19 protein-coding genes are annotated in these 23,519 nt (G+C 44.4%); 12 read left to right on the top strand and 7 right to left on the bottom strand.

Features of this window, described 5'->3' with window-relative positions:
• The first annotated feature begins 3 nt into the window (after positions 1-3).
• On the top strand, positions 4-1,485 hold the full coding sequence (locus tag ACMH5P_RS10485) for a RagB/SusD family nutrient uptake outer membrane protein (RefSeq protein ID WP_459494323.1): 1,482 nt from the start codon (positions 4-6) through the stop codon (positions 1,483-1,485).
• Between the two features lie 56 nt (positions 1,486-1,541).
• Positions 1,542-3,941 carry an alpha/beta hydrolase family protein gene (locus ACMH5P_RS10480; protein WP_459494322.1) on the top strand — a complete coding sequence of 800 codons (2,400 nt, stop codon included), beginning with the start codon at positions 1,542-1,544 and terminating at the stop codon, positions 3,939-3,941.
• 320 nt (positions 3,942-4,261) lie between these two features.
• Here ACMH5P_RS10480 and ACMH5P_RS10475 read toward each other — a convergent pair whose 3' ends face one another.
• Positions 4,262-6,289, bottom strand: coding sequence for a M13 family metallopeptidase (locus ACMH5P_RS10475; RefSeq protein ID WP_459494321.1), 2,028 nt, complete (start codon positions 6,287-6,289; stop codon positions 4,262-4,264).
• Positions 6,290-6,339: 50 nt separating this feature from the next.
• On the opposite strand from ACMH5P_RS10475, the gene ACMH5P_RS10470 reads away from it, so the two are divergent.
• A complete protein-coding gene (locus tag ACMH5P_RS10470) occupies positions 6,340-8,370 on the top strand; it encodes a S9 family peptidase (protein WP_459494320.1) in 2,031 nt (676 codons plus the stop codon).
• Positions 8,371-8,514: 144 nt separating this feature from the next.
• Here the strand turns inward: ACMH5P_RS10470 and ACMH5P_RS10465 are convergent, their stop codons facing one another.
• Positions 8,515-9,585: a Gfo/Idh/MocA family protein gene (locus ACMH5P_RS10465; RefSeq protein ID WP_459494319.1), complete on the bottom strand. Its 1,071-nt coding sequence runs from the start codon at positions 9,583-9,585 to the stop codon at positions 8,515-8,517.
• A gap of 68 nt (positions 9,586-9,653) precedes the next feature.
• Between ACMH5P_RS10465 and ACMH5P_RS10460 the strand changes: the two genes are divergently transcribed.
• Together ACMH5P_RS10460 and ACMH5P_RS10455 are read left to right on the top strand one after the other, a co-directional pair.
• Positions 9,654-11,555 carry a pectinesterase family protein gene (locus tag ACMH5P_RS10460; protein ID WP_459494318.1) on the top strand — a complete coding sequence of 634 codons (1,902 nt, stop codon included), beginning with the start codon at positions 9,654-9,656 and terminating at the stop codon, positions 11,553-11,555.
• Positions 11,556-11,617: 62 nt separating this feature from the next.
• Positions 11,618-12,496, top strand: coding sequence for a sugar phosphate isomerase/epimerase family protein (locus ACMH5P_RS10455; protein ID WP_459494317.1), 879 nt, complete (start codon positions 11,618-11,620; stop codon positions 12,494-12,496).
• Between the two features lie 348 nt (positions 12,497-12,844).
• Here ACMH5P_RS10455 and ACMH5P_RS10450 read toward each other — a convergent pair whose 3' ends face one another.
• The 4 genes from ACMH5P_RS10450 to ACMH5P_RS10435 form a co-directional block, all read right to left on the bottom strand.
• Positions 12,845-14,776: an alpha-amylase family glycosyl hydrolase gene (locus tag ACMH5P_RS10450; RefSeq protein WP_459494316.1), complete on the bottom strand. Its 1,932-nt coding sequence runs from the start codon at positions 14,774-14,776 to the stop codon at positions 12,845-12,847.
• A gap of 4 nt (positions 14,777-14,780) precedes the next feature.
• Complete coding sequence (locus tag ACMH5P_RS10445; RefSeq protein WP_459494315.1) at positions 14,781-15,728, bottom strand: carbohydrate kinase family protein; 948 nt, start codon at positions 15,726-15,728, stop codon at positions 14,781-14,783.
• Complete coding sequence (locus tag ACMH5P_RS10440; protein ID WP_459494314.1) at positions 15,728-17,035, bottom strand: MFS transporter; 1,308 nt, start codon at positions 17,033-17,035, stop codon at positions 15,728-15,730. Before ACMH5P_RS10440 ends, ACMH5P_RS10445 begins: the two co-directional genes overlap by 1 nt.
• A gap of 72 nt (positions 17,036-17,107) precedes the next feature.
• Positions 17,108-17,824, bottom strand: coding sequence for an SDR family oxidoreductase (locus ACMH5P_RS10435; protein ID WP_459494313.1), 717 nt, complete (start codon positions 17,822-17,824; stop codon positions 17,108-17,110).
• Between the two features lie 111 nt (positions 17,825-17,935).
• On the opposite strand from ACMH5P_RS10435, the gene ACMH5P_RS10430 reads away from it, so the two are divergent.
• From ACMH5P_RS10430 to ACMH5P_RS10400, 7 genes are all read left to right on the top strand, one after another.
• Entirely contained in the window at positions 17,936-18,649 is a 714-nt protein-coding gene (locus tag ACMH5P_RS10430) for a dioxygenase family protein (RefSeq protein WP_459494312.1), read from the top strand.
• 59 nt (positions 18,650-18,708) lie between these two features.
• Positions 18,709-19,137 (top strand): CBS domain-containing protein, encoded by a 429-nt coding sequence (locus ACMH5P_RS10425; RefSeq protein ID WP_459494311.1) that lies wholly within the window; start codon positions 18,709-18,711, stop codon positions 19,135-19,137.
• Positions 19,130-19,966, top strand: coding sequence for a diacylglycerol/lipid kinase family protein (locus ACMH5P_RS10420; protein WP_459494310.1), 837 nt, complete (start codon positions 19,130-19,132; stop codon positions 19,964-19,966). Before ACMH5P_RS10425 ends, ACMH5P_RS10420 begins: the two co-directional genes overlap by 8 nt.
• On the top strand, positions 19,959-21,389 hold the full coding sequence (locus ACMH5P_RS10415) for an amidohydrolase (protein ID WP_459494309.1): 1,431 nt from the start codon (positions 19,959-19,961) through the stop codon (positions 21,387-21,389). The genes ACMH5P_RS10420 and ACMH5P_RS10415 overlap by 8 nt, the downstream gene beginning before the upstream one ends.
• Positions 21,390-21,529: 140 nt before the next feature.
• Positions 21,530-21,865 (top strand): ArsR/SmtB family transcription factor, encoded by a 336-nt coding sequence (locus ACMH5P_RS10410; protein WP_459494308.1) that lies wholly within the window; start codon positions 21,530-21,532, stop codon positions 21,863-21,865.
• Complete coding sequence (locus tag ACMH5P_RS10405; RefSeq protein WP_459494307.1) at positions 21,865-22,374, top strand: ArsI/CadI family heavy metal resistance metalloenzyme; 510 nt, start codon at positions 21,865-21,867, stop codon at positions 22,372-22,374. The genes ACMH5P_RS10410 and ACMH5P_RS10405 overlap by 1 nt, the downstream gene beginning before the upstream one ends.
• Before the next feature lie 101 nt (positions 22,375-22,475).
• Positions 22,476-23,075 (top strand): low molecular weight phosphatase family protein, encoded by a 600-nt coding sequence (locus ACMH5P_RS10400; protein WP_459494306.1) that lies wholly within the window; start codon positions 22,476-22,478, stop codon positions 23,073-23,075.
• Here the strand turns inward: ACMH5P_RS10400 and ACMH5P_RS10395 are convergent.
• Complete coding sequence (locus ACMH5P_RS10395) at positions 23,072-23,491, bottom strand: YybH family protein (RefSeq protein ID WP_459494305.1); 420 nt, start codon at positions 23,489-23,491, stop codon at positions 23,072-23,074. The genes ACMH5P_RS10400 and ACMH5P_RS10395 overlap by 4 nt on opposite strands.
• Positions 23,492-23,519: the final 28 nt, after the last annotated feature.

Genomic DNA, 23,519 nt, shown 5'->3' with positions numbered 1-23,519 from the left:
ATCATGAAAAATAAAATTGTTATTCTATTAGCTCTGACTTTTGGCATGATTTCAACGTCATGTGAAAATGTCTACTTAGATACTACGCCTACTGCTAGTATTGATGCGGGCTCGGCTTATTCGACTACGAAGAATGCAGCTGCTGCCATCAACGGTATCTACCGTTCGTTTATTGTACGTTACTTAAGTTCTCAAGGTCACTCAGGACATCCTGCCATGATGATTATCTTAGATCATATGGGAGAAGATATGGTTTTGGGTACCACTGCCGCTGGATGGCACGTGGGAGAGACACGTTGGACAGCTCATCGTTCCGACGTGAACGTTTTGTCACAATTTCCATACGAAATGTATTATCGTATTATCGGTAATGCGAACATTGGTATCGCCAACATCGACAAGGCCGTTGGTCCTGCCGCGGATCGTAATACATTAAAGGGTGAAGCTTTAGCTTTGCGTGCCTTTGGGTATTTTAATTTGGTACAATTGTATGGTAAGCGTTATAATGCTGCAGCCAAGCCAAATACACAATTAGGGGTTCCTTTGGTATTAGAACCTTCCACAGAAGGGAAAGCACGTAATACCGTGGAGGAGGTTTATGCACAGATCAATAAAGATCTAGCTGAGGCTGCTGCTCTTTTAACTTCATCACGTGTTAATAAATCACATATTAATCTAAATGTAGTGAAAGGTTTGCAGGCACGCGTAGCCTTAGTTCAACAAGATTGGGCGAATGCGGCGAAGTTTGCAGCGGAAGCTCGTGCGGGTTACCAACCGATGAATGCGACACAATATCAAGATGGTTTCGCTGACATCACGAATCCAGAGTGGATGTGGGGTTTTGATCACTTAGAAGATCAAACCGAATATTTCGGTGCTTATCACTCGTATATTTCTTGCAATTACAACTCAACGGTTATTCGTACCTATCCAAAAGTGATCAACAGCTTGTTGTACAAGCAAATTCCTGCAACGGATGTGCGTTCGAAGATGTGGGTAGAATCTCCTACGGCTACGAACTCTATCGTTCCTCCAGGGGGTGTTCGTCCTAAATTCTTAAACCAGAAGTTCAGATTGCCAGGTGTTCCATCGACATCTGCGCAAGGGGACGTACCTTACATGCGAGCTGCTGAAATGTACTTAATTGAAGCAGAAGCAAAAGCACGTCTGAATGATGCGGCGGGAGCTTCAAAGGTTTTATTCGATTTAATCAAAACTCGTGATGCAAATTATGTTCAATCGACTAGCACAGGTAATGCCCTGTTAGAAGAGATTTTACTTCATCGTCGGATCGAATTATGGGGAGAAGGACATCGTTTCTTAGATTTGAAGCGCATGAATGCCCCATTGAATCGTAATGGAACGAATGCGATTGCCTCTGTGGCCTTGTTGTTTGATGTGGCGCCAGGTGATGTTCGTTGGGAATTCTTGATTCCACGTCGTGAAATCAATGCGAATCCAGCGGTGGTTCAAAACCCATTATAAATCTTTAAAAAGGTGACTTGGCAACAAGTCACCTTTTATTTTCTAATCCCATTTTCATGAAAACCTATTTATCATTCGCGCTTCTATTGGGCGCATTTTCTGTCTTTGGCCAAGATGCCAATGATTACCAAAAACCTCCTCAGGAAATCGCTGATTTATTGTTGGCCAAACCAACCCCTCAAATTCGTGTGGACGGCAAGGCTGAGTGGATGCTTCAAGTTTCCCGCAATAGCTATCCAACGGTGGAGGAATTGGGCCAACCGGAATCTAGAATCGCTGGTCTTCGTATTAATCCCTTGAACTATGCGTTGAGTCGGCAGGTGTATTCCAACCAAATGGAATTAAAAAATCTTACAACGAAAGCGACTTTTGCGATTAAAGGTTTACCTAAAAACCTCAATGCTTCATCGATCACCTGGAGCCCGTCGGATAGTAAAATCGCATTCTTGCAAACGGAATTTGATCGTGTTGATCTCTATGTATTGGATGTTGCGTCCAAGACTGTTAAGCGAATTAATTCACGTCCCGTGAATGCCATTCTTGGAAACGCTTTTGTTTGGATTGATGATAACAGCATTGTTTATAAGGCTGCCTTGGCTCCGTCTAATCAAGCACCCAAGAGAGGAATTACGCCTAAAGGCCCTACTATTCAAGAGACTGTTGGGAAATCGGCTCCTCGTCCTACCTTCCAGGATTTGATTAAGTCTCCGTATGATGAGCAATTGTTTGCCTTTTTTGCTACCTCACAATTAGTCGTGAATCGCAATGGGCTTGATCAATTCATCGGAAAGCCCGAGTTAATTAATTCATTTCAATTGTCACCGAATAAGGCTTATTTGTTGACGCGCGTCATCCAAAAGCCCTTTTCGTATGTCGTGCCTGCCTATGGTTTCCCAACAACCGTTCGTGTCCAAGACCTAATGGGTCGCGTGCTTAAGGTTGTTGCAGAATTACCCTCTTCGGAAAGTGCTCCTGCAGGGAATGATAATGTGCAGAATGTGGCTCGTGGGTTTGATTGGCGAGATGATGAGCCGTCGACTTTAGTCTATGCGATGCCTTTAGATAGTGGTTTGATTAAAAAACCAGTGGACTATCACGATGCAGTTTATGCCTTGCAGGCTCCCTTTACAGGTGCTCCAGTGGAGTTGTTTAAAACCAAAATGCGTTACTCGGGAACGATCTGGGGTGATGCTTCCCTGGCCTTATTTACGGAGGGCCTTCGTGGAAAACAGATTGCTCGGGTTAGTCGGTACAATTCCTCGACCAAGCAAACGGAACTTTTGTACGAACGAAATGTGACAGATGCCTACAATAATCCGGGTACGGCGGTCTTGGAAAAGAATGCCTTGGGAAGACCAGCCATCGTTCAACTGGATAATGGTAAAAGCATTTTGATGAATAATTCGGTGGGATCATCTCCGAAAGGTGATTTGCCTTTTTTAGCGAAATTTGATTTGTCGACCAAGAAAAATGAAATCATTTGGCGCTCATCCGAGGGAAGCTTTGAATGGGTCGAAGATGTGTTTGATGCGAAAAGTTTGAAAATATTGACGCGTAAGGAGACGCAAAAAGATGTTCCCAATTATTTCATCAAAACCTTGTCAGGTACTCCTACGAGTATTGCTATCACGAATTTCGAAAATCCGTATCCAGGTTTAGAAGGAATAACGAAGGAAAAAATCAAATACAAGCGTTCAGATGGTGTTGATTTATCGGGGGATTTGTATTTGCCAAAGGGTTATAACAAAGAGAAAGATGGTCCATTGCCTGTTCTGATTTGGGCTTATCCGCGTGAATTTAATTCGGCAGCGGATGCGGCCCAATTACGCGGTAGCAAAGATCGATTCACAACCTTGAGTTGGGCTTCACCCATTTACTATGTGACACAGGGATATGCCATTTTGGATAATGCTGAAATGCCCATCGTGTCCTTGGATGCGAGCAAAAAACCGAATGATAATTTCGTGGATCAGTTGAAGATGAATGCAACTGCGGCGATCGACCATTTAGTTGGATTGGGCATCGGTGACAGAAAGCGAATGGCTGTGGGTGGCCATAGCTACGGAGCTTTTATGACCGCAAATTTGTTGGCTCATACCGATTTATTCAAAGCTGGTATCGCGCGGAGTGGTGCTTATAACCGTACCTTGACTCCCTTTGGATTTCAAAACGAGGATCGTACCTATTGGGAAGCACCTCAATTGTATCACGATATGAGTCCATTCTCTTATGCGGATAAATTGAAGGAACCAATTTTGTTGATCCATGGTGAGGCCGATGATAACACGGGGACTTATCCGATCAACAGTGAGCGTTTGTATGCTGCGCTGAAGGGTAATGGGGGAACGTCGCGCTATGTGACTTTTCCGTATGAAGCCCACAGTTATCGTGGAAAGGAAAACCTTTTACATTTGCTTTGGGAGCAGTTTCAGTGGTTGGAGAAATATCTTAAATAAAGTAAAAAGGCGACCGAAGGGTCGCCTTTTTATTTGTAGAGACGCGATACTTCGCGTCTCAGTTTTCATTTAAAGACGCGAGGTGTCGCGTCTCTACAGTTTTCATTTAAAGACGCGAGGTGTCGCGTCTCTACAGTTTTCATTTAAAGACGCGAGGTGTCGCGTCTCTACAGTTTTCATTTAAAGACGCGAGGTGTCGCGTCTCAGTTTTCATTTAAAGACGTGAGGTGTCGCGTCTCTACAGTTTTCATTTAAAGACGTGAGGTGTCGCGTCTCTACAGTTTTCATTTAAAGACGCGAGGTGTCGCGTCTCTACAGTGTTACCAAATCTTAATTCGGTCTTCGGGTTTCTTATATAATTTATCACCCGGTTTTACATCGAAGGCTTTGTACCAAGCATCCATGTTTACGGGTGCCCCAATCGTCCGATATTCTGCTGGCGAATGTGGGTCTGTTTGTACCAAATTCGCTGCCGTTTCCGGAAGCGTTTTGGCGCGCCAAACCTGTGCCCATGCCAAGAAGAATCGTTGGTCTGGTGTAAACCCGTCAATCTTAGTCTTTGATTTTCCTTGCTTGGTCATCTTGAATGCCTCGTAAGCCATGTTCAATCCTCCCAAATCACCGATGTTTTCGCCCATCGTTAATTTACCATTCACATGAATCGTGTCCAAAACCGTGTAGGCATTAAATTGCTTACCTAGCTGCTCGGTTTTAGCCTTGAATTTCGCTAAATCCTCTTTCGTCCACCAGTTGCGAAGTGTACCGTCCTTGTCGTATTGGCTACCCGAATCATCAAAACCATGTGACATCTCGTGTCCAATTACCGCACCAATTCCACCGTAATTGATCGCATCATCCGCCTTCGCATCGAAGAATGGGAATTGTAAGATTCCTGCTGGGAATACGATCTCATTCATTACGGGGCTGTAATACGCATTCACGGTTGGCGGCGTCATGCCCCAACGGCTACGGTCTACTGGCTTGCCAATTTGGCTGATGTTCTCTTGGAATCCCCAAGCTCCTGCATTACGCATGTTTTGGTAGAAGGAATTAGCTGAAATCTCTAAACCTTCGTAGTCTTTCCATTTATCAGGATATCCGATTTTCGGTGTGAAAGCGTATAATTTCGCCAATGCTTTTTGCTTGGTCTCAGCGCTCATCCAATCCAAACGATTGATGCGAATTTCAAATGCCTTACGAAGGTTCGCCACCAATTCCGTCATACGAACTTTGGCCTCGGGTTTGAAATATTTCGCTACGTAGATTTGGCCTAATAATTCACCAATCACACCATCTGTTAAGGATGACATGCGTTGCCAACGCGGAGTTTGAACTTTTTGTCCACTCACAATTTGATTAAAGCTAAAGCTAGCTTGCACGAAAGGTGAGCTCAAGTAGCTCACTGAACCTTTCAATAGGTTCCAAGTCAAATAAGTCTTCCAAGTATCAACTGGTGTTTCAATCAAAAGCTTATTCGCTACTTCAAAGAATTTTGGTGCTGATACCAAAATCGAATCCGGTGCAGTCGTACCAAAATCTTGGAAAGTGATTGCCCAGTTGAAGGCCGGCGTTTTCTGATTGAAATCCGCAAACGTGAATTTGTTATAAGTCTTGTACGGATCACGCATTTCCACACGCGCCATTTGTGCCTCGGCTAATTTCTTTTCCAATTGGAAAACGGTTTCTGCCTTTGCCTTAGCATCTGCTTGCGAGCTACCGATTAATTGGAAAAGTGTCGCTACATAGGTTTTGAAACCCTCTTGAATCTTAAGACTACGTGCATCCGATTTCAAGTACAAGTCACGATCTGGCAATGAAGTGCCTCCCTGACCCAATTGAGGGACCATTTTCTCTACTTGCTTACGATCTTGACCGACGTAAAAACTAAATAGTGGAGATCCAGCACCTGTCTTGCGCATGCGAGCAATTTCCGTCACGATTTGTGACTTAAATTGAATGTTGTTGATTTGCTGCAAATCGGCTTGAATCGGTTGGTAGCCTAGGGATTCAATACGCAAGCTATCCATGGCCGCGGCATAAAAATCTGCGACGCGTCTTTCAACCGAACCTGGTGCCGCGGTGGAGTTCTTTAATCCATCCAAAATGGTTTTTACGGCATTAATATTGAAATCCCGTAACTGATTAAAGCTACCCCAACGGGTTTCTTTGGCTGGAATTTCGGTGTTTTTCAACCATGTTCCGTTCGAATATTGTACGAAATCGTCACCCGGTTTAACAGCTAGATTCATGTTTGCGCGGTCGATGAATTTCGCCGGCGTTTGAGCTTGTAGCGCCTGGGTCGATAATCCCAATGCCATCAAACTTAAAAGAATGTAATTTTTTCTCATGAGTATATTTAGATGAAGTAGAAATAACTAATTTACAAAACAAAATGTTTATGATGAAAAAAATCCTTCTCTTTATCCTATTTGTTAGCGGCTTTGTTTCTTTCGCACAGAAACCTGCCATGACCCACGAGCGCATGTGGATGTTGAAAAAAATCGGTGCACCTGCTTTGAGCCCATCTGGGAAATGGGTGGTGTACAGTCGGACGGAAACATCTTATAATCCCGACGAGCAAACGACAGACTTGTGGTTAGCCGCAGCCGATGGTTCTTCCCAACCTCGAAAAATCACGAATTCGAAAGGGGGAGAGGACGCCTATTTCTGGCATCCCACTAAACATCAAATCTATTTCACAGCAAAACGTGAGGGGGATGAGGTAGCCCAATTGTATCAATTGAGTTTGGAATTAGGCGGTGAGGCTCAGCGGTTAACTAATTTGTCTACCGGTGTTGCGAGTCCCAAAATCAGCGCGGATGGTAAACTGATTGCCTTTACTTCACGCGTATACGCTACCGCGTTTACGGATTCATTGAGTAAAAAGATGGCGGAGGAAAAGAAGAAGATTAAGACCAAAGCGCGTGTTTATACTTCCTTTCCAATTCGCTATTGGGACAGTTGGTTAGATGAAAAACAAACGCATGTTTATGTGATGGACTTATCCACACCGAAACCCAAGGCTGTTAATCTCTTTTCGAAGGTCTCTTTGGTGGAATCCCAAGGATTTCAGTTGGGCTCCTTCACCTTTAGTACGGACGCTTCACAAATCATTTTCACAGCCACTACCGAATACAATACCACCGCCTATCAATCGGCTAATTCCTACATCTATTCGGTTTCTACCACGGGTGGACCCGAAAAATTGTTGAAAGATGATGCGGATTATTCGCAGGTGCAATGCTCCGAAGATGGAAAGTATTTGATTGCGGCGGGTCATACGAATGGGAATAAAATCTATTATTTGGATCATTTATATCGTTTTGCGTATCCAAGTATGGAGGGGAAGACGGAATTGGCGGTGGGAATGGACCGACCGATTAACGACTGGGAGGTGTCCGGCAATTCGATTTACGCGAGTATTGAAGATCAGGGCGTCGATCGTGCCGTTCAAATTTCGATTGAGAAAGGAGGACTTTCTTATGTAGTGGGTGGAGATGCTGGATCTTACACCGCGCTATCGGTCGCGGGAGATGTATTCGCTTACAGTTATCAAAATATTGCTGCACCTGCCGAGGTATTTGTCTACCAGGCCGGTCGGAAAATCGCTATTTCAAAAGCCAATGAGGATGCTTTGGAGGGAATGGATTTGCCGAAAGCCGAGGTATTCTGGACAAAATCTTCCCGAGGTAAAATGATTCGGAGTGTTATGCTGAAGCCAGCGGGCTTTGATGCCTCGAAAAAATATCCGCTGTTTGTCTTGATGCATGGTGGTCCCGCGAGCTCGTTCAAAGATGTGTTTGGATACCGTTGGAACCCTTATGTGTTGGGTGCACCGGGTTATGTAATCGTGATGACGGATTATACGGGTTCCGTGGGCTATGGGGAAAAATTCGCACAGGATATTCAATTGGATCCATTCAAAGGTCCAGGGACTGAGATATTAGAAGCGGCAACAGATGCGATGAAACGCTATCCGTTTATCGATGCGTCTCGTCAGGCTGCTGGAGGAGCATCGTATGGAGGGCATTTGGCCAACTGGATGCAGGCGACTACTTCACATTTCAAATGTTTGATTTCTCACGCAGGCTTGGTGAATTCTGAGGCGCAATGGGGAACATCCGATGTGATCTGGGGCCGGGAGTTGATGAATGGAGGAGCACCTTGGGTACCTACCAAAACTTGGAAGGAGCAAAATCCGATGCGCTTTGCGGCGAATTTCAAAACGCCGATGTTATTGACCGTTGGAGAAAATGATTTCCGCGTACCGATTAACAATACTCTGGAAAACTGGAGTATCCACCAACGATTAAAAATTCCAAGTAAATTAATCGTCTTCCCAGGCGAGAATCACTGGATCTTGAATCCGGATAATTCAAAGTTCCATTATCAGGAGATTGGGAATTGGTTGGGAAGGTATTTGAAATAGTCAGTAGTCAGTGGTCAGTAGTCAGTTGTCAGTGGGCAGTGATTTGTAATGTATAACTTAAAGAGTTCAAAGTTAAACGGTTAATATTTTTGGCTTTATGCTTATTTCCTCTTTACTGATTACTGGCCACTGACTACTGGCCACTTATAGCACCACCATCTTCCCCGTCCTCACCGATTCATCGCAAGCAAAGGCAATCCGAAGGCTGTTGACCGCATCTTCCACGTGGTCCGTTAGATCCACATCTTCTTGAATTGCGTGTAAGAAATAAGCCTGTTCGCGGTCGCATAATCCTTGGTGATCGGGCTCATCCGTTAGATTAATCCATTCATCGGGACGTGTAAATTCATTTTCAGCATTGATGTCGGCATGGTGAACACGAAGCGATTCGGTTTTGGTATGTGATTCCACGGAATCGGATTTGCCTTCCCCGCTGGCGTTTTGTGCGACGATGGAAACGGATCCTTTAGGACCAAAAACATCCTTCACGAAATAGGCTGTTTGGGAAATCATAGGCCCCCAACCTGCCTCATACCAACCCACGGAACCATCTTCAAAGTGAATCTGTAATTGGCCATAATTATAATTTCCTGCCGGAATATCTTCGGTCATACGGGCACCTATCGCCGAAACACGAATGGGTTTCGAGCGGGTCATTTGGCACATGACATCAATGTAATGCACGCCGCAATCCACAATGGGGCTTAGGCTATTCATTAAATTACGGTGCACATCCCACATGTAGCCATGCGATTGTTGGTTTAAATTCATGCGCATCACTAAGGGTTTTCCCATTTCTTTGGCTACCTCAATGAATTTAATCCAAGATGGATGATGACGCAAAATATATCCCACGACGAGTTTTTTACCTGTTTTTTGCGCTACCTCTGCTACACGGATTGCTCCCGCAAGGCTGTCGGCAATCGGCTTCTCGATAAACACATGGCATCCAGCCTCCATGGCTGTAATCGCATAATCTTCATGGGTATCCGGATAGGTTGAAATACAAACCGCATCGGGTTTGGTCTCCGCGAGTGCGGATTTATATTCATCGAAGAGCGGATATCCACCCCCTAATTTAGTATTCAAAGTCTCCTTGCTCTTGCCGGGTGAAACCAAGCCACAAATTTCAAAAGAAGGGGAGTTATGGTATGCTGTTGCATGGGATGCACCCATATTTCCACAACCAACCACGAGTACGCGAATCGTTTTCATAATTTCAGGTTTAAGACTTCAAGTTAACAAGAATGATTATAATTGTGAATCATTGGTCTTTATAAAATATGCGCAAGATAGGAATCATTTTATTGTTTGTTTGTCAGGGGCTGTTGGCCCAAAACTTAAAAGGAGTCACGGGCATTCCCGACAGCTCCTTTGCGAATTATTCAGCCTGGAAATCAGCGCTCGCTGCTGACCCAGATCTTAAGCTCGCCGAATATACAGCCGGTACGGTTCCTCCGACAAAATCAATTGTCTATCAACAACTGGGCAAACGTAAATTAGTGCTGGATGTTTATGGACCTTCTGATCAAAAAAATAGAAAAACCTTGTTGTTCTTTCATGGTGGTGGTTGGCGTACAGGTCATCGTTCCCAACATGCCGCGTTGGCGCAAGCCTTATCCACACGTGGCTATCGCGTATTTTTAGCGGAATACCGATTGTCGACCGAGGCACTTTATCCCGCAGCGATGCAAGACGCGCAGTCGGCCTTAATCTATCTTCACCAACATGCGAAATCCTTGCATATAGACCCCAAGCAGGTTTTTGTCGCCGGATATTCAGCTGGTGGCCAAATGGCTGCCTTGCTCGGTTCGGTTCAAGATGAAAACCTATTTGGTCAAGGACAAAAAATCAAAGGAGTCATCGACCTCGATGGGATCTTAGCCTACATACATCTCGAGAGTGGGGAGGGGGATGACCGCGTCCGAACCTCTGCGGCAACCAGTTATTTTGGCTATTCGAAAATAGAGAATCCGGCACTTTGGAATCAAGCATCCGCTTTGAATCATGTATCGAAAAATGATCCGCCGGTATTATTTATTAATTCGGGCAATGAGCGGATGCATGCGGGGAGGGATGATTTCCGACAAAAAATGAATTCATTCGGCATTTTGACCGATGTGCATACGTTTGCGGGTTCACCGCATACCTTTTTGTTATTCACGAAATGGTTTGATCAAACGGTCCAGCGAATCGATCAATTCATGCAGCAGGTGACGGTGGCGCAAGATGGGTCGGGGGATTTCAAAAGTATTCAGACGGCCATCAACAAAGGTCTAAATAACCAAACCATTTACATCAAAAACGGGACCTATCCTGAGAAAGTCTACATCGATTCCTTACGCCATGATTTACGTATTTTAGGCCAATCGCGTACGGGAGTCATTTTGAAATTTACCCAGGCGCGGGATATTTGGCGTTGTTCAAATCCGGATGATTATGGCGCCGGCGTGCTGAATATCAAGGGGCATGATTTGAGTTTTGAGAACCTGACGGTTATCAATGATTATGGGTTTATTACCAAGAATGATGTGACGATTCCCTGTCTGAATGAGGCGGGGAAAACGACGCAGACGACTGTTCAAAAATATGCATTACCACGAGAGGCGGGGGAAAAGGATGGGGAGAAGATCGTTCGGGTGGATGGTCACCAATTTGCCGTTCGGACCATGCCGGGATCGACGCGTTTGAAATTCGAACATTGTACTTTCCGCTCAGGGGGTGGCGATACGATGAGCCCTTGGGATGTAAACGCGGGCATGTATTATTTGAATGATTGTGAAATTGAGGGTGGAGTGGATTTGTATTGCCCACGTGGCTATGCTTTAGCAGAAAACTGCACGTTTATCTGTCATAACATGAGTGCGGCGCTATGGCATGATGGTTCGGGATCGGAAGGAGCGAAGTCGGTCCTAAAAAATTGTCGATTCATTGGCGATTCTGGCTATAAATTAGGCCGATACCACCGGGAGGCGCAACTCTTTCTATTCAATTGCAATTTTGATCAAAACATGGCGGATGCGCCTATTTACCAATCGGGAGACCGGAAATTAGCCTGGGGGCATCGAGTGTATTATGCCAACTGCCATCGGGCCGGAGGCGATTTTGCCTGGCATCAAACGAATACCAATCTTCGGCCGGAGGAGATTAATTTTACTTGGGTTTTTGGAGATAATTGGAAATAAATTTTTATTGTATCAAAAAAATACATTAATTTGTATCCAACCTCTAAACCTATTTATATCTCATGCAAAGAAGACAATTTCTTCAGCAGTCTAGCGCCTTATTAGCGGGCTCATTCTTTTTGCCATCCGTTTTTCCTGCAGCACCTCGTCCGATGGGCGTTCAGTTGTTTACTTTGTTCATGACCTTGGATCAAGACGTGAAGGGGAATATGCAGAAAATTGCAGATTTGGGGTATAAGGATATTGAGTCGGCCTTTAGTCGGGTCGGGGGATTTTATGGCATGTCGGCCATGGAATTTTCAGACCTCAATAAATCCTTGGGAATGAACTGGGTATCTCACCATGTGGTGGGTGCACCTTTCAAACCTCGTCCGGGATTTGATACCTCTAAGATGCCACGCATGAATAATTTGCGGGATGATGCGCAAGCGATTGTGGATTCCTTGAAAGGGACAACGGTGAAGTATTTGGTTTGTGCGAATATCCCGATTGGAAATAAGGCAGAAGTTGCTGAGGCAGTTCAGATCTTGACCAAAGCAGGTAAAATAGCCAATGCGGCTGGTCTGACTTTATGCTACCACAATCACGATAAGGAATTTGAATTAGTGGATGGCCAAAAGGCTTTCGACGTATTCTCCAAAGAGATTCCGGCTGATTTATTAAAATTTGAATTGGATTTGGGTTGGGCGACCAAAGCAGGTGTAGATCCGGTGGAATTGTTCAAGGCGCAGCCAGGACGTTTCCCATTGTGTCATATCAAGGACTTTGACGAAGGATTTAAAAACATCGTACCTGCGGGTTCAGGTATCGTGAATTTCAAGCGCATTTTAGACGCATCTTCGATTGCTGGCATGAAGCATTATTTCATTGAGCACGATATGCCGAAAGATGCCATTGAGAGTTTGACAATCGGTAAGAAAAATATAGGGCCTTTGTTGTAAAAATAGATTGATGAGTGATTCTTCGAAAGCGCGAGACGGATGTTTCGCGCTTTTTTCTTTTCTGTAGAGACGCGATACTTCGCGTCTTTTTTGGTTTTTTGTAGAGACGCGATACTTCGCGTCTTTTTTGGTTTTCTGTAGAGACGCGATACTTCGCGTCTTTTTTGGTTTTTTGTAGAGACGCGATACTTCGCGTCTTTTTTGGTTTTTTGTAGAGACGCGATACTTCGCGTCTTTTTTGGTTTTTTGTAGAGACGCGATACTTCGCGTCTTTTTATAATTAGACGCGAGGTATCGCGTCTCTACAATTTGAGGTATCGCGTCTCTACAATTTGAGGTATCGCGTCTTTACGATTTGAGGATCCTAAACTGATAAGCCCCCAACATCAAATGATCATGATCCATGCCCACCACCAAGCTTTCGCCTGACCAAAGGTCTTTCACCTGAGTTGGTCTTTGACCATTTTCATCCATGATAAACCAGGAAATGGATTGGGGTTGCGCGCTGAAATTAAACAAGCAAGTCAATTTTTCGCCGTCCTTAAAACGGATAAATCCGGCAATCGAATTGTTTTGATTTGGAATCCATTGAAGGTTTTTCAAATCCGCCAGCATGGCAGTGGAGCGACGAAGCTTAATTAATTTCTGCAAGGCCGAAAAGACTTGATTCTCGACACTCCCTTTCTTATCCACTAATTTATTACGCTCCCAATTAATGATCGGGCGATGCATCCAGCGGTTGTCATAACTCTTGCCGGGATCCTCCAAATAACTGTAATCATTCGTATAGGCTGCTTCGTCACCATAGAACAACATGGGAACGCCCCCTACCAACATGCTCATAGCCTGCATCAAAACAATCTTATCAATGGATGTCTGAATCAGATTAGAATCCTTCATTTCTAAAGCATGCTCCAAGCCGCACAAAGAAGCCAAAGAACCCGATAAGCGAGCATCCTGAGTCTTCGGATTCACAGCAAAAAGGGCACCTTTTGCTGGTGAACCCGGATGAGCTCCACTGTAATAATTTTTTACATACGAACGATGATCATAAGGGGTGAAACCCGCTTGCTCGATCATGTAATTGTCATATCCTAAGCCGATATCGTCATGGCAACGCGTATAGGTTAACCAAGTTGCGCCCAAGGGTTTACGCAATAATTCATGCTGGGCATTCTGCATAATCCGAACATCACCTGTCGCTAATGCATCCCATTGAACCGCCATTTGCGTGGCATTGTAGGCAAAATCACATTCATGCGTCGCGTAACGACCGGTACCAAAATACTCCATGATTTGCGCAGGAGCGACAATCGCTTCTCCTAAAATTGCCATTCCAGGAGTGGCCACTTCCACACACATTTTGATTAATTGAAGCAATTGATGTGCCTCCGGAAGGTTTTGGCACGTTGTGCCCAATTGCTTCCAAATAAAGGCTGGTGCATCAATGCGTACGACATCCACCCCCAAATTGGCATAAAAGAACACATTGCCCAACATCTCAATAAAGACTTTCGGGTTTGTGTAATTCAAATCCCATTGGTAATGGTGGAAAACGGTCATTACCCATTTGTCCAACTTCTCATCGTAGGTAAAACTACCCGGTGAACTTTCCGGAAATATCTCCGGCATCGTCTCCTCCATTTGATCTGGGATCCGACGGTCATCGTACATGTAGAAATAATCTTGGTATTCCTTGATTCCTGATTTCGCCAATTTCGCCCATTCATGGTGATGTGAGGTATGGTTCAAAACGATATCAATCATCAAGTACATATCTTCCGCTTGCAAGGTCGACTGGAAAGCACGTAAGTCCTCAATCGTTCCCAAACGGTCCTCCACCACGCGAAAATCTTCCACCGCATACCCTCCATCACTCTCACCCTCCGGACTTTTAAAGAGCGGCATCAGGTGCAGAAAGTTAACCCCTAATTGCTTCAAATAGGGTAATTTACTCGGCATTTGATTAATCGTTCCCGCGAAACGATCCACGTATAAACTCATCCCCACCAAATCTTGACTCAAAAACCATTGGCCTTTTTTGTCTTTCGCCGCATCGCGTTTTTTCAAATCCTCCGAACGGTCTACATAAGCTTGGCAAATTGAATCAAGTAATTGATTGAATAGATTTGCCGACTGCGGATGTTGTCCATAGATCGCTTGGAAGTGAGATCTTATATCATCGATATTCGCGGTAAATCGTTCTACGAATTTGGCGTCCTTGATTTTATGCGATTTTACAAGCTCATGGAGCTTTTGTTGGAGGGCTGGGTTGTACACGGTATTAATTAAAAATGCTGTTATTCAAATGTTTAAATGCTTCCATGGCGCCCATGTATTCACACGTACGGGCTCCGGCTTTGTTGGCATTCTGGATAATTTTATTCCAATCCTCAAATTCCAGATTCGCAGGATTTAAAGATGCCTCGTCCAATTGGTATAATACGGCACCCACGAAGGCATCTCCTGCCCCTGTGGTGTCCTTTGGCTTGATTTGTATGCTTGGAATGATGTAGGTTTTGCCTTGAAGTCCCAAAAGCGTCCCATCCTTTCCCAATGTTATCGTAAAGACACCGGGGATGTTGGCCAATAGATTTTCGGCTGCTTCTTCCAGGCTTGCTTTTCCCGTAATGAGCATGGCTTCCTCATCACTTAATTTCGTAAAATGGGCCTGCTTTAGGTAAATCCAGGATTGTTTAATGAAGCTTTCTTGTTTATCTCCGAATAGCAAATGGCGGTAATTAGGGTCAAAGCTGATGGTTTTGCCTTGGTTTTTTGCACTCTCCAACAAGTAATAATAGGCTGCATTGAGCGGGCCATCCAAAAAGGCAGTTGCCGAACCAAAGTGAATAATGTTTGTCGAAGAAAGATCGATAGCCGCAACTTCCTCCACGCTCAATTGTGCATCTGCACCGCGATTAAATACGAAATCGCGTTCGCCATCGAGCATTAATGAAACAAACGCAAAAGTGGTAAAGTGATTGGGGTCACGGTGAACATGTTTGGTGTCTACCTGAAAATCCTCCATCACCTGATTTAATTGCTTGCCGAAAGGGTCATTCCCAACTTTCGCTGAAAGCGCAACGGAACCACCTAGGGCACCAATAGCCGCGGCCACATTGGTTGGGGCACCCCCCGGTTTTTTCAAGAAATTTTGTCCGTCGGATAAGCTTGAACCTTTATCGGTACAAATCATGTCGATCAAGGCTTCGCCAATACACAATACACTCATTAGGCAGTTTTATTTGGGGATGGTTTAATCAATGCGGTCGCCAGGGCTGCAATAGCCAATAATGCGCCTGCAAAGGTAATGGCATTTCTTGGATCATTGTCTAAAAAATTCTTTAAAATGAAGCCAAAAGTGATATTTTGAAGAATCATCGGAATCACAATCATCATATTTATAATGCCCATGTAAACCCCATAGCGCTCTTTAGGAATATCGCTCACGACCAATAAATAAGGAATACCCATCATGCTCGCCCAGCCAATTCCGAAACCGGTAATGGCGAAAAACAAGAGGTTTTTATTCTCAATATGTGGGAATGCCAAAAATCCTGCAGCCGCCAATGCAAGGCAAGTCATGTGTACTGTTTTGGCGCCAAATTTTTTCGCATAATTCGCTAAGGCGAGGGCTGATAAAAAAGTAACGATATTGTACCAGCCGTTGACTAAACCTGTCCAAGAAACGGCTTCTTCGTAATAGGCAGGATTGCTTTTGGGAGTCGCGTTCCAAACCGAAAGTGCAATACTTTTAGACGAATTTTGCCAATAGCAAAATAGCGCATACCATTGGAATAAATAGACTAGGGCTAATTGCCACATCACCTTGGGCATTTCTCCAATCGCATGGAATATTTCGGAAATCGATTCGGTTACGCTTACTTTTTTTTCCCGAATTTGCGCTAATTCCTCCGCAGTGGGTTCAATTTCCGAGGTCGTCCGCATGCTCCACCAGATCGAGCCAATCGAACAAACAGCTCCTAAAAAGAAGGAGGCATATACCCAGGTGGGAAGTGAGCCCGTTTTACCGATGAAAATTAAAGGGAAAATGAATAAGGATAAATTCGCAAGTGTTTGGCCAAAACCTGTGAAAAAACTCTGCATTTGAAAGCCAGTCGGCTGTTGGTCCTCATTGAGTTTATCCGCCACAAAAGCACGATAGGGTTCCATCGCCGTATTGTTTCCGGCATCGAGAATCCATAGGAGGCTGGCGGCCATCCAAAGTGAGGAGCTGAAAGGATATAGCAAAAGACAGATACTGCAAAGCAAGGCGCCGATGAAGAAATAGGGTTTTCTACGTCCCCAACGTGGATGCCAAGTGCTGTCACTCAAAGCCCCAATAAATGGTTGGATCAATAAACCGGTTACCGGTCCCGCTAAATTTAATAAGGGGATTTCATCCGGACTTGCGCCCAAGAAATCATAGATGGGATTAACCGCACTCTGCTGGAGGCCAAAGGAATATTGAATACCAAAAAAGCCAACATTCATATTGATGATTTGGCTTAACGTGAGTGAGGGTTTTCGTAATGACATGCTAATAGGTTTATTTTCAGATTAAATTTAATTAATCCAATCGTCAAGGGCAAACTGTTCTAGACTGTTGGCCTAATATTCTTGCGACAAGGGATGTATCATGAGTTCATCGATCACCACATGTGCGGGTTGGTTCATCACATAATAGATGCTGTTCGCCATATCTTCGGAGCTCAACCAATTTTGGCGACTTGCATCTCCCTGTGGCTCCGCGTGAAAATGGGAGTCGACGAGTCCAGAATAGACACAAGAAACCTTAATACCCTCTTTGCGCACCTCTTTTCGCAAGGCTTCCGTAAAGGCATGCTGGGCATATTTTGATGCACAATACAAAGAGCCTCCGTCAAAAACCCGTTTCGCCACATCGGATGCGATGGAAATGATATGCCCTTTTTTGGCAGCTTTCATGTAACTCAATACGTTTTGTGAGAATAAAAAAGTCCCTTTGACATTCGTATCAAATACCTGATCCCATTTTTCTTCAGTATAGGATTCCGTGGGTCCAAAGGCCCCTACGCCTGCATTATTGATTAGGTAATCAATTTTCCCGAAGCTATGTGCTGTCTTCTCAACAGCTTGTTGGACGAAAGCCGCATCCGAAACATCCCCCGCAAAATACAAGGGGCGATGTCCCATCTCTGTGATTTCCGCAGCGAGGTCTTTGAGTTCGCCGACATTGCGGGCAATCAGACTTAATTGAAAATTATGTTGGGCAAGTAAAATGGCTAGGGCCCGTCCGATACCTCGAGAGGCGCCGGTGATGATCGCAGTAGGGTAGTTGTTATTCATATTTCAAACATACATAATATTTTGTCTATCTGCGTGCTAGTTTCGCCGACAAATTTCGGGCTTACTTCTACGTGACTCCCGAATTTTGAGAGCAATCTTTATTTTTGAAGTATGAAGCGTAACACATTTATCAAGAAAACAGGTTCAGTCCTGATGGCACCTTTAGTTGCTTGGTCATGCATTAAGAATCAAGACGAAACAGCGATAACGCCTGCATCAGCCAATAGCTCAGGAACCTGTAAAATTACAGATTCAGAAGAGGTAGGCCCCTTCCCATTATATAACAAGCGTGGGGTGGAAATTACTCACACGGATATCACGGAAGGTAAGTCGGGGATTCCTTTGAATGTTGCAATCTCGATTCGAAATGCAAATAATAATTGTGCTGTGGTTCCCAATGCCTCAGTGGTTATTTGGCACTGCGATAAAGATGGCTATTATTCGGGTTATGTCAACCAAGGTTATTTGGGAAATCAAGATAACACAGCCAAAACTTTTTGCCGAGGAATGGCTACCGCAGATGCCAATGGGATCGTTCGTTTTTCGACAATTTACCCAGGTTGGTACCAAGGACGCGCGACACACATTCATGCGCAAGTTTATGTGGGAGGCCAATTGAAATTATCGACGCAAATGGCTTTTCCAGAAGAAATCAATATGCTCGTTCACGCGACTGACTTCTACAAAGGACATGGGCAAAATACCACCAAGAATACAACTGATAATGTTTTTCGGGATTCGATAGCCAGCGATTTAGCTACGGTATCAGCCAATGCTGCTTTGGGTGGATATGATTTTGCACATACCATCAATATCGCCATCTAATTTGCTTGTTTATTGAATTATTTTTGGTTTAATTTAGACAATTCTAATCTAAATTAGCCATGAAAAAAGTCAAAGACATTTTAACGAAGAAAGGTGCGAAAATTATTTCCATCTCTTCGGATGCCAAGATAATCGAGGCATTACAGCTCATGCAAGATTGTAACGTAGGTTCTGTGGTGGTCATGGATCATGGTCAATACCGTGGAATCTTGACCGAACGCGACTATGCGCGTAAGGTTATTTTGTTAGATAAAAATTCGTCGGATACCGCTGTTTCGGAAATCATGTCAACCGATTTACCCGGCGTGGAATTAGGTAGTTCATTGGAGGTCTGCATGATATTGATGTCGGAAAACAATATCCGTTACCTGCCCGTCGTAGAAAATGGTGAGATGATTGGTATCATTTCAAGCAATGACTTGATTAAGGCTACGATTCAGGATCATTTGGAAACTATTGAGCACCTGAAAAACTACATTCATGCCTAATAAGATTACGTTTCTCATTAATCCACATAAACGAAATCAATTACATCCCTATGTTGCTTGGGTCCGTGCTCGTGTTGATTTTTCTTTCGTTGTATATGATGAAAAATGGCCGGAATCTTTAGACGGTTTTGATGCGGTATGGGTGATGGGGGGTGATGGCACGTTCAATTATTTTGTCAATCGCTATCCGGATTGTTCGATTCCCATCGCGTTATTCAAAGGGGGGACAGGCAATGATTTTTATTGGAAATTATACGGTAAGATTTCCAAAGAGATGCATCTCAATGCAGTGCTTGCTGGGCATTCGGAGGGCTTTGATGCCGGACAGGTGAATTCGATGTTGTTTTTGAATGGTGTTGGAATTGGAATTGAGGGGGAGGTTTTGGCGGCGATGGATGCGATTCGTTGGATTGGAGGTGCTTTGGGATATTATTTAGCGGCAATTCCAGCCTTGTTTCGATTTAAGACCTATGAAATTCAAGGATCCAACCCAGTTTTTTTGTGCATGGTTTTTAATAGTGCGAGAGCGGGTGGGGGCTTTCTTTTTTTTCCAAGTGCCGACCTGCAAGATGGAGAATTAGATATGCTTACCTGTGATCCTTTACCGGTTTGGAAGCGTTTGTTCTATATGCCCATTATCCAGTCGGGCGGACATGTCAACTTACCTTTTATACGATTTTCTAAAATCAAGTCGGAGCGTATCGTCTGCAATCGCGTACTCCGTGCGCAAGTGGATGGCGAGGTATTAGCTTCCGATACATTTGAATTTAAAATTCTTCCTGCTAAATTTAAGTTCATTGTACCTACTAAACATCAAACTAATGACTAAACGCGTATGGGCATTCGCCGCTTTGTTTCTTTTGGCATTTAATCTATTTAGCCAAGAAGCTGATAAGAAGAAAGTAATTCAATCGATTCAGAATCGCTCCGACCAATACGGTCAAATCGCCCAGAAAATCTGGAATTTCGCCGAGGTGGGTTACAAGGAAAAACAAAGTTCATTGTTGTTGCAGGAGACTTTGCGTCAAGCAGGTTTTCAAGTAGAGGCGGGGGTAGCCGATATTCCTACGGCTTTTGTCGCGACCTTTGGCCAAGGTAAACCGGTGATTGGAATCATGGCGGAATATGATGCTTTGCCGGGTCTTTCGCAAGATTCTATCCCGACCAAGCGTAGTTTGGGTGGTAATTCGGGACATGCCTGCGGTCACCATTTATTTGGGACAGGTTCAGTTGCTGCGGCGATTGCCGTGAAAGAATGGATGAAAGAGACGGGTCAAAAGGGGACGATTAAATTGTATGGTTGTCCAGCCGAAGAGGGTGGATCTGGAAAAGTATATATGGTTCGCGCGGGTTTATTCAGCCAAGCAGATGTCATGTTGCATTGGCATCCCAATGATGAGAATACCGTTTCGCCATCTTCGTCATTAGCGAATAAAGCAGGTAAGTTTCGTTTTTATGGTCTTTCATCGCATGCGGCTGCTTCACCCGAACGAGGTCGCTCGGCATTGGATGCCGTGGAGGCGATGGATCACATGGCCAACATGATGCGGGAGCATGTTCCCTCCTCAACACGAATTCACTATGTGATTACGAATGGGGGTAAAGCTCCCAATATCGTCCCGGATTACGCCGAGGTGTATTATTACGTTCGTTCCCCACAGCGTGACATCGTGATGGATGTTTGGAACCGAATCGAAAAAGCGGCTGAAGGCGCAGCCTTGGGGACGGGTACGCGTTTTGAAGTGGAGTTGATTGGTGGCGTATACGAAGTTTTACCCAATGAACATTTGGTTAATACGATGGGAAATAATTTGAAATCGGTAGGTGGATATACGATGAATGCGAGTGAAATGGCATTCGCTAAACAAATCCAACAAACACCGGGTATGCAACTAGTGGACTTGTCAACAACCAATCAAGTTTTCTTAAATCATCCAGATCCGAGTGGTGGTGGTTCAACTGACGTGGGCGATGTGTCCTGGGTTGTTCCTACGGTTGGTTTAGGTGCCGCAACGTGGGTTCCAGGTACGGCAGCGCACAGTTGGCAGGCCGTTGCCGCCGGTGGCATGTCGATCGGCCGCAAAGGGATGTTGGTCGCTGCCAAAACCATCGCGCTTACCGCCATCGATCTATTCAAAAAACCAGCCTTAATTGAGGAGGCGAAAACGGAATGGTTGAACAAGCGCGGAGCTGATTTCCAATACAAGAGTTTGTTGGGAGATCGTAAGCCGGCCTTAAACTACCGAGACTAAAAATCGTAGTTTTTGCTGCCTCTATTAACCTTTGGCAATCCTTCAAGGTTTGCCAAAGGTGGGCAGCAGAGATAAAAAAACCTTTAAAGGTTTTTTTATTATACCAATTCATCGTAATATTGCAATGTAATAATTAACCAATGGGGATTACCAAGACCGATTTATTTACCGAGGAACAAAATGCGATTGCTCAAATGGCCAAAGTCTTAGGTCATCCGGCGCGCGTGGCAATTTTGCAACATTTGGTGAAAGCCAAAACCTGCATCAATGGAGATTTAGTTTCCGAGTTGGGCTTAGCGCAAGCGACGATTTCCCAACATCTACGTGAATTAAAAGAGATTGGTTTTATTCAAGGAACCATCGAAGGTGTTTCCGTTTGTTATTGCATTAATCCGGATAAGTGGGCGGAGTTTAGCCAGTTATTCGGAACCTTTTTTGAAAATTATTTTGTTTCCCAACAATCCAACTGCTGTTAATGATGAGCTTTCCTCGTATGCACGTTTCACTTTATGTCAGCAATTTAGCGGCATCGGTGAATTTTTATTCGACTTTTTTCGGCCAACCGGCTACCAAGATCAAGCCGGGATATGCCAAATACGTATTGGATTCACCCGCTTTAATTATTTCATTCATTGAGAATCCGGAGCGGGTTCAAGCCAATTTTGGTCACTTGGGTTTTCAAGTGGAGACCTTTGAGGAGATGTCGAACCGTTTAGTTCAAGCACGCGCGCAAGGAATCGTTTCCAAAGAGGAAATAGGAACTTCTTGTTGTTATGCGGTTCAGGATAAATTTTGGGCGACCGATCCCGATGGTGTACAGTGGGAGGTTTATTATTTTCATGAGGACGCTGAATTTAACGATCCGCATTATGAAACGCAGGATGCATCAGCTTGTTGCATGCCACCCGTTGCTGAAAAGCCTAAATTAAAAATTGCCGAAATTCAATCCGCGAATTCCTGCACGCCAGGTTCGGGATGTTGTTAATAAATTATCAGTTTTTGAATCCTAAATACCGTTTATAAGCCCTAGCTTTGGCAATCCTTCAAGGTTTGCCAAAGCTATAGTATAATGATTTCTCTTTTCTCATGAATAATACCCTAAACGAAAACCTTGAGTCCATTTTAGCTTTGGAAATAAACGATGAACGGAAGGCTGTTCTACAACCCTTGATTGAATACATCAAATCGAAGCGCGAGAAGCAATTGCCAATTCTCTTGAACTTCATTTGTACACATAATTCTCGTCGGTCCCAATTATCCCAAATCTGGGCCCAAACCGCTGCTGATTATTTTCAATTGGCCGCTCAGTGTTATTCGGGTGGGGTAGAAGTAACGGCTTGCAACGAAAGAACCATCGCCTCCTTGGAAAGAATGGGTTTTATCGTCTCCAAGCACGGGCATTCGAATCCAATTTACTTTGTATTACACACGGAAGATTCCCGTCCAATGATCGCTTTTTCGAAGCTACATGATGATGTCATCAACCCGCATCGCAACTTCGCTTCGGTCATGACTTGTTCGCATGCGGATGAGAATTGTCCCTATTTGCCCGGCGCCGATGTTCGTATTCCCGTTCGCTACGAGGATCCCAAAGCCTTTGATGATACGGATCAAGAGGCAGCGATGTATGATGAACGTTCGCGCCAAATCGCGAGTGAAATGTTCTACGTATTTTCGCGGGTTTAGCTGGTATGATCTCGGACGACCAACCAGCGTCCATCAATTTTCTTGAGCAACAAGGTAAAATGACCTCCCACATCGCCGATGCTCGGGCGCGTTAATTTCCATTTGCCTAATACCCAAGCTGTTTGACCAGCGGTTACATCAACTTCCAAAATATCAAATGCCAACGTGCCCATCGTTTCCCTGTTAGGATAACTGGTCTGATAGCGCTTCAAGGTTGCCGTCCAACCCTTCGTAACACCGGCCTTGCCGATGAATTTCAGGTCCTCACTCTTCTCATAGTACTCCATAAACGCCTCAATCTTTCCCTCATTCCATAACTTTTCCTGGGTTTTTAGGACAGATTTAATCGCATCTACTTCCGTAGCGTTTTGTGCGAATAAGGGTAGTGTCAATAGAATAAAAGCAAAAACTTTCATGAGAATGCGATTTTTTTTTCGAATGTAA

Source organism: Aquirufa sp. 5-AUSEE-100C1 (assembly GCF_054558655.1).
Note: the sequence above shows the minus strand (reverse complement) of the source record. Positions and strands in the feature narration are given on the sequence as shown.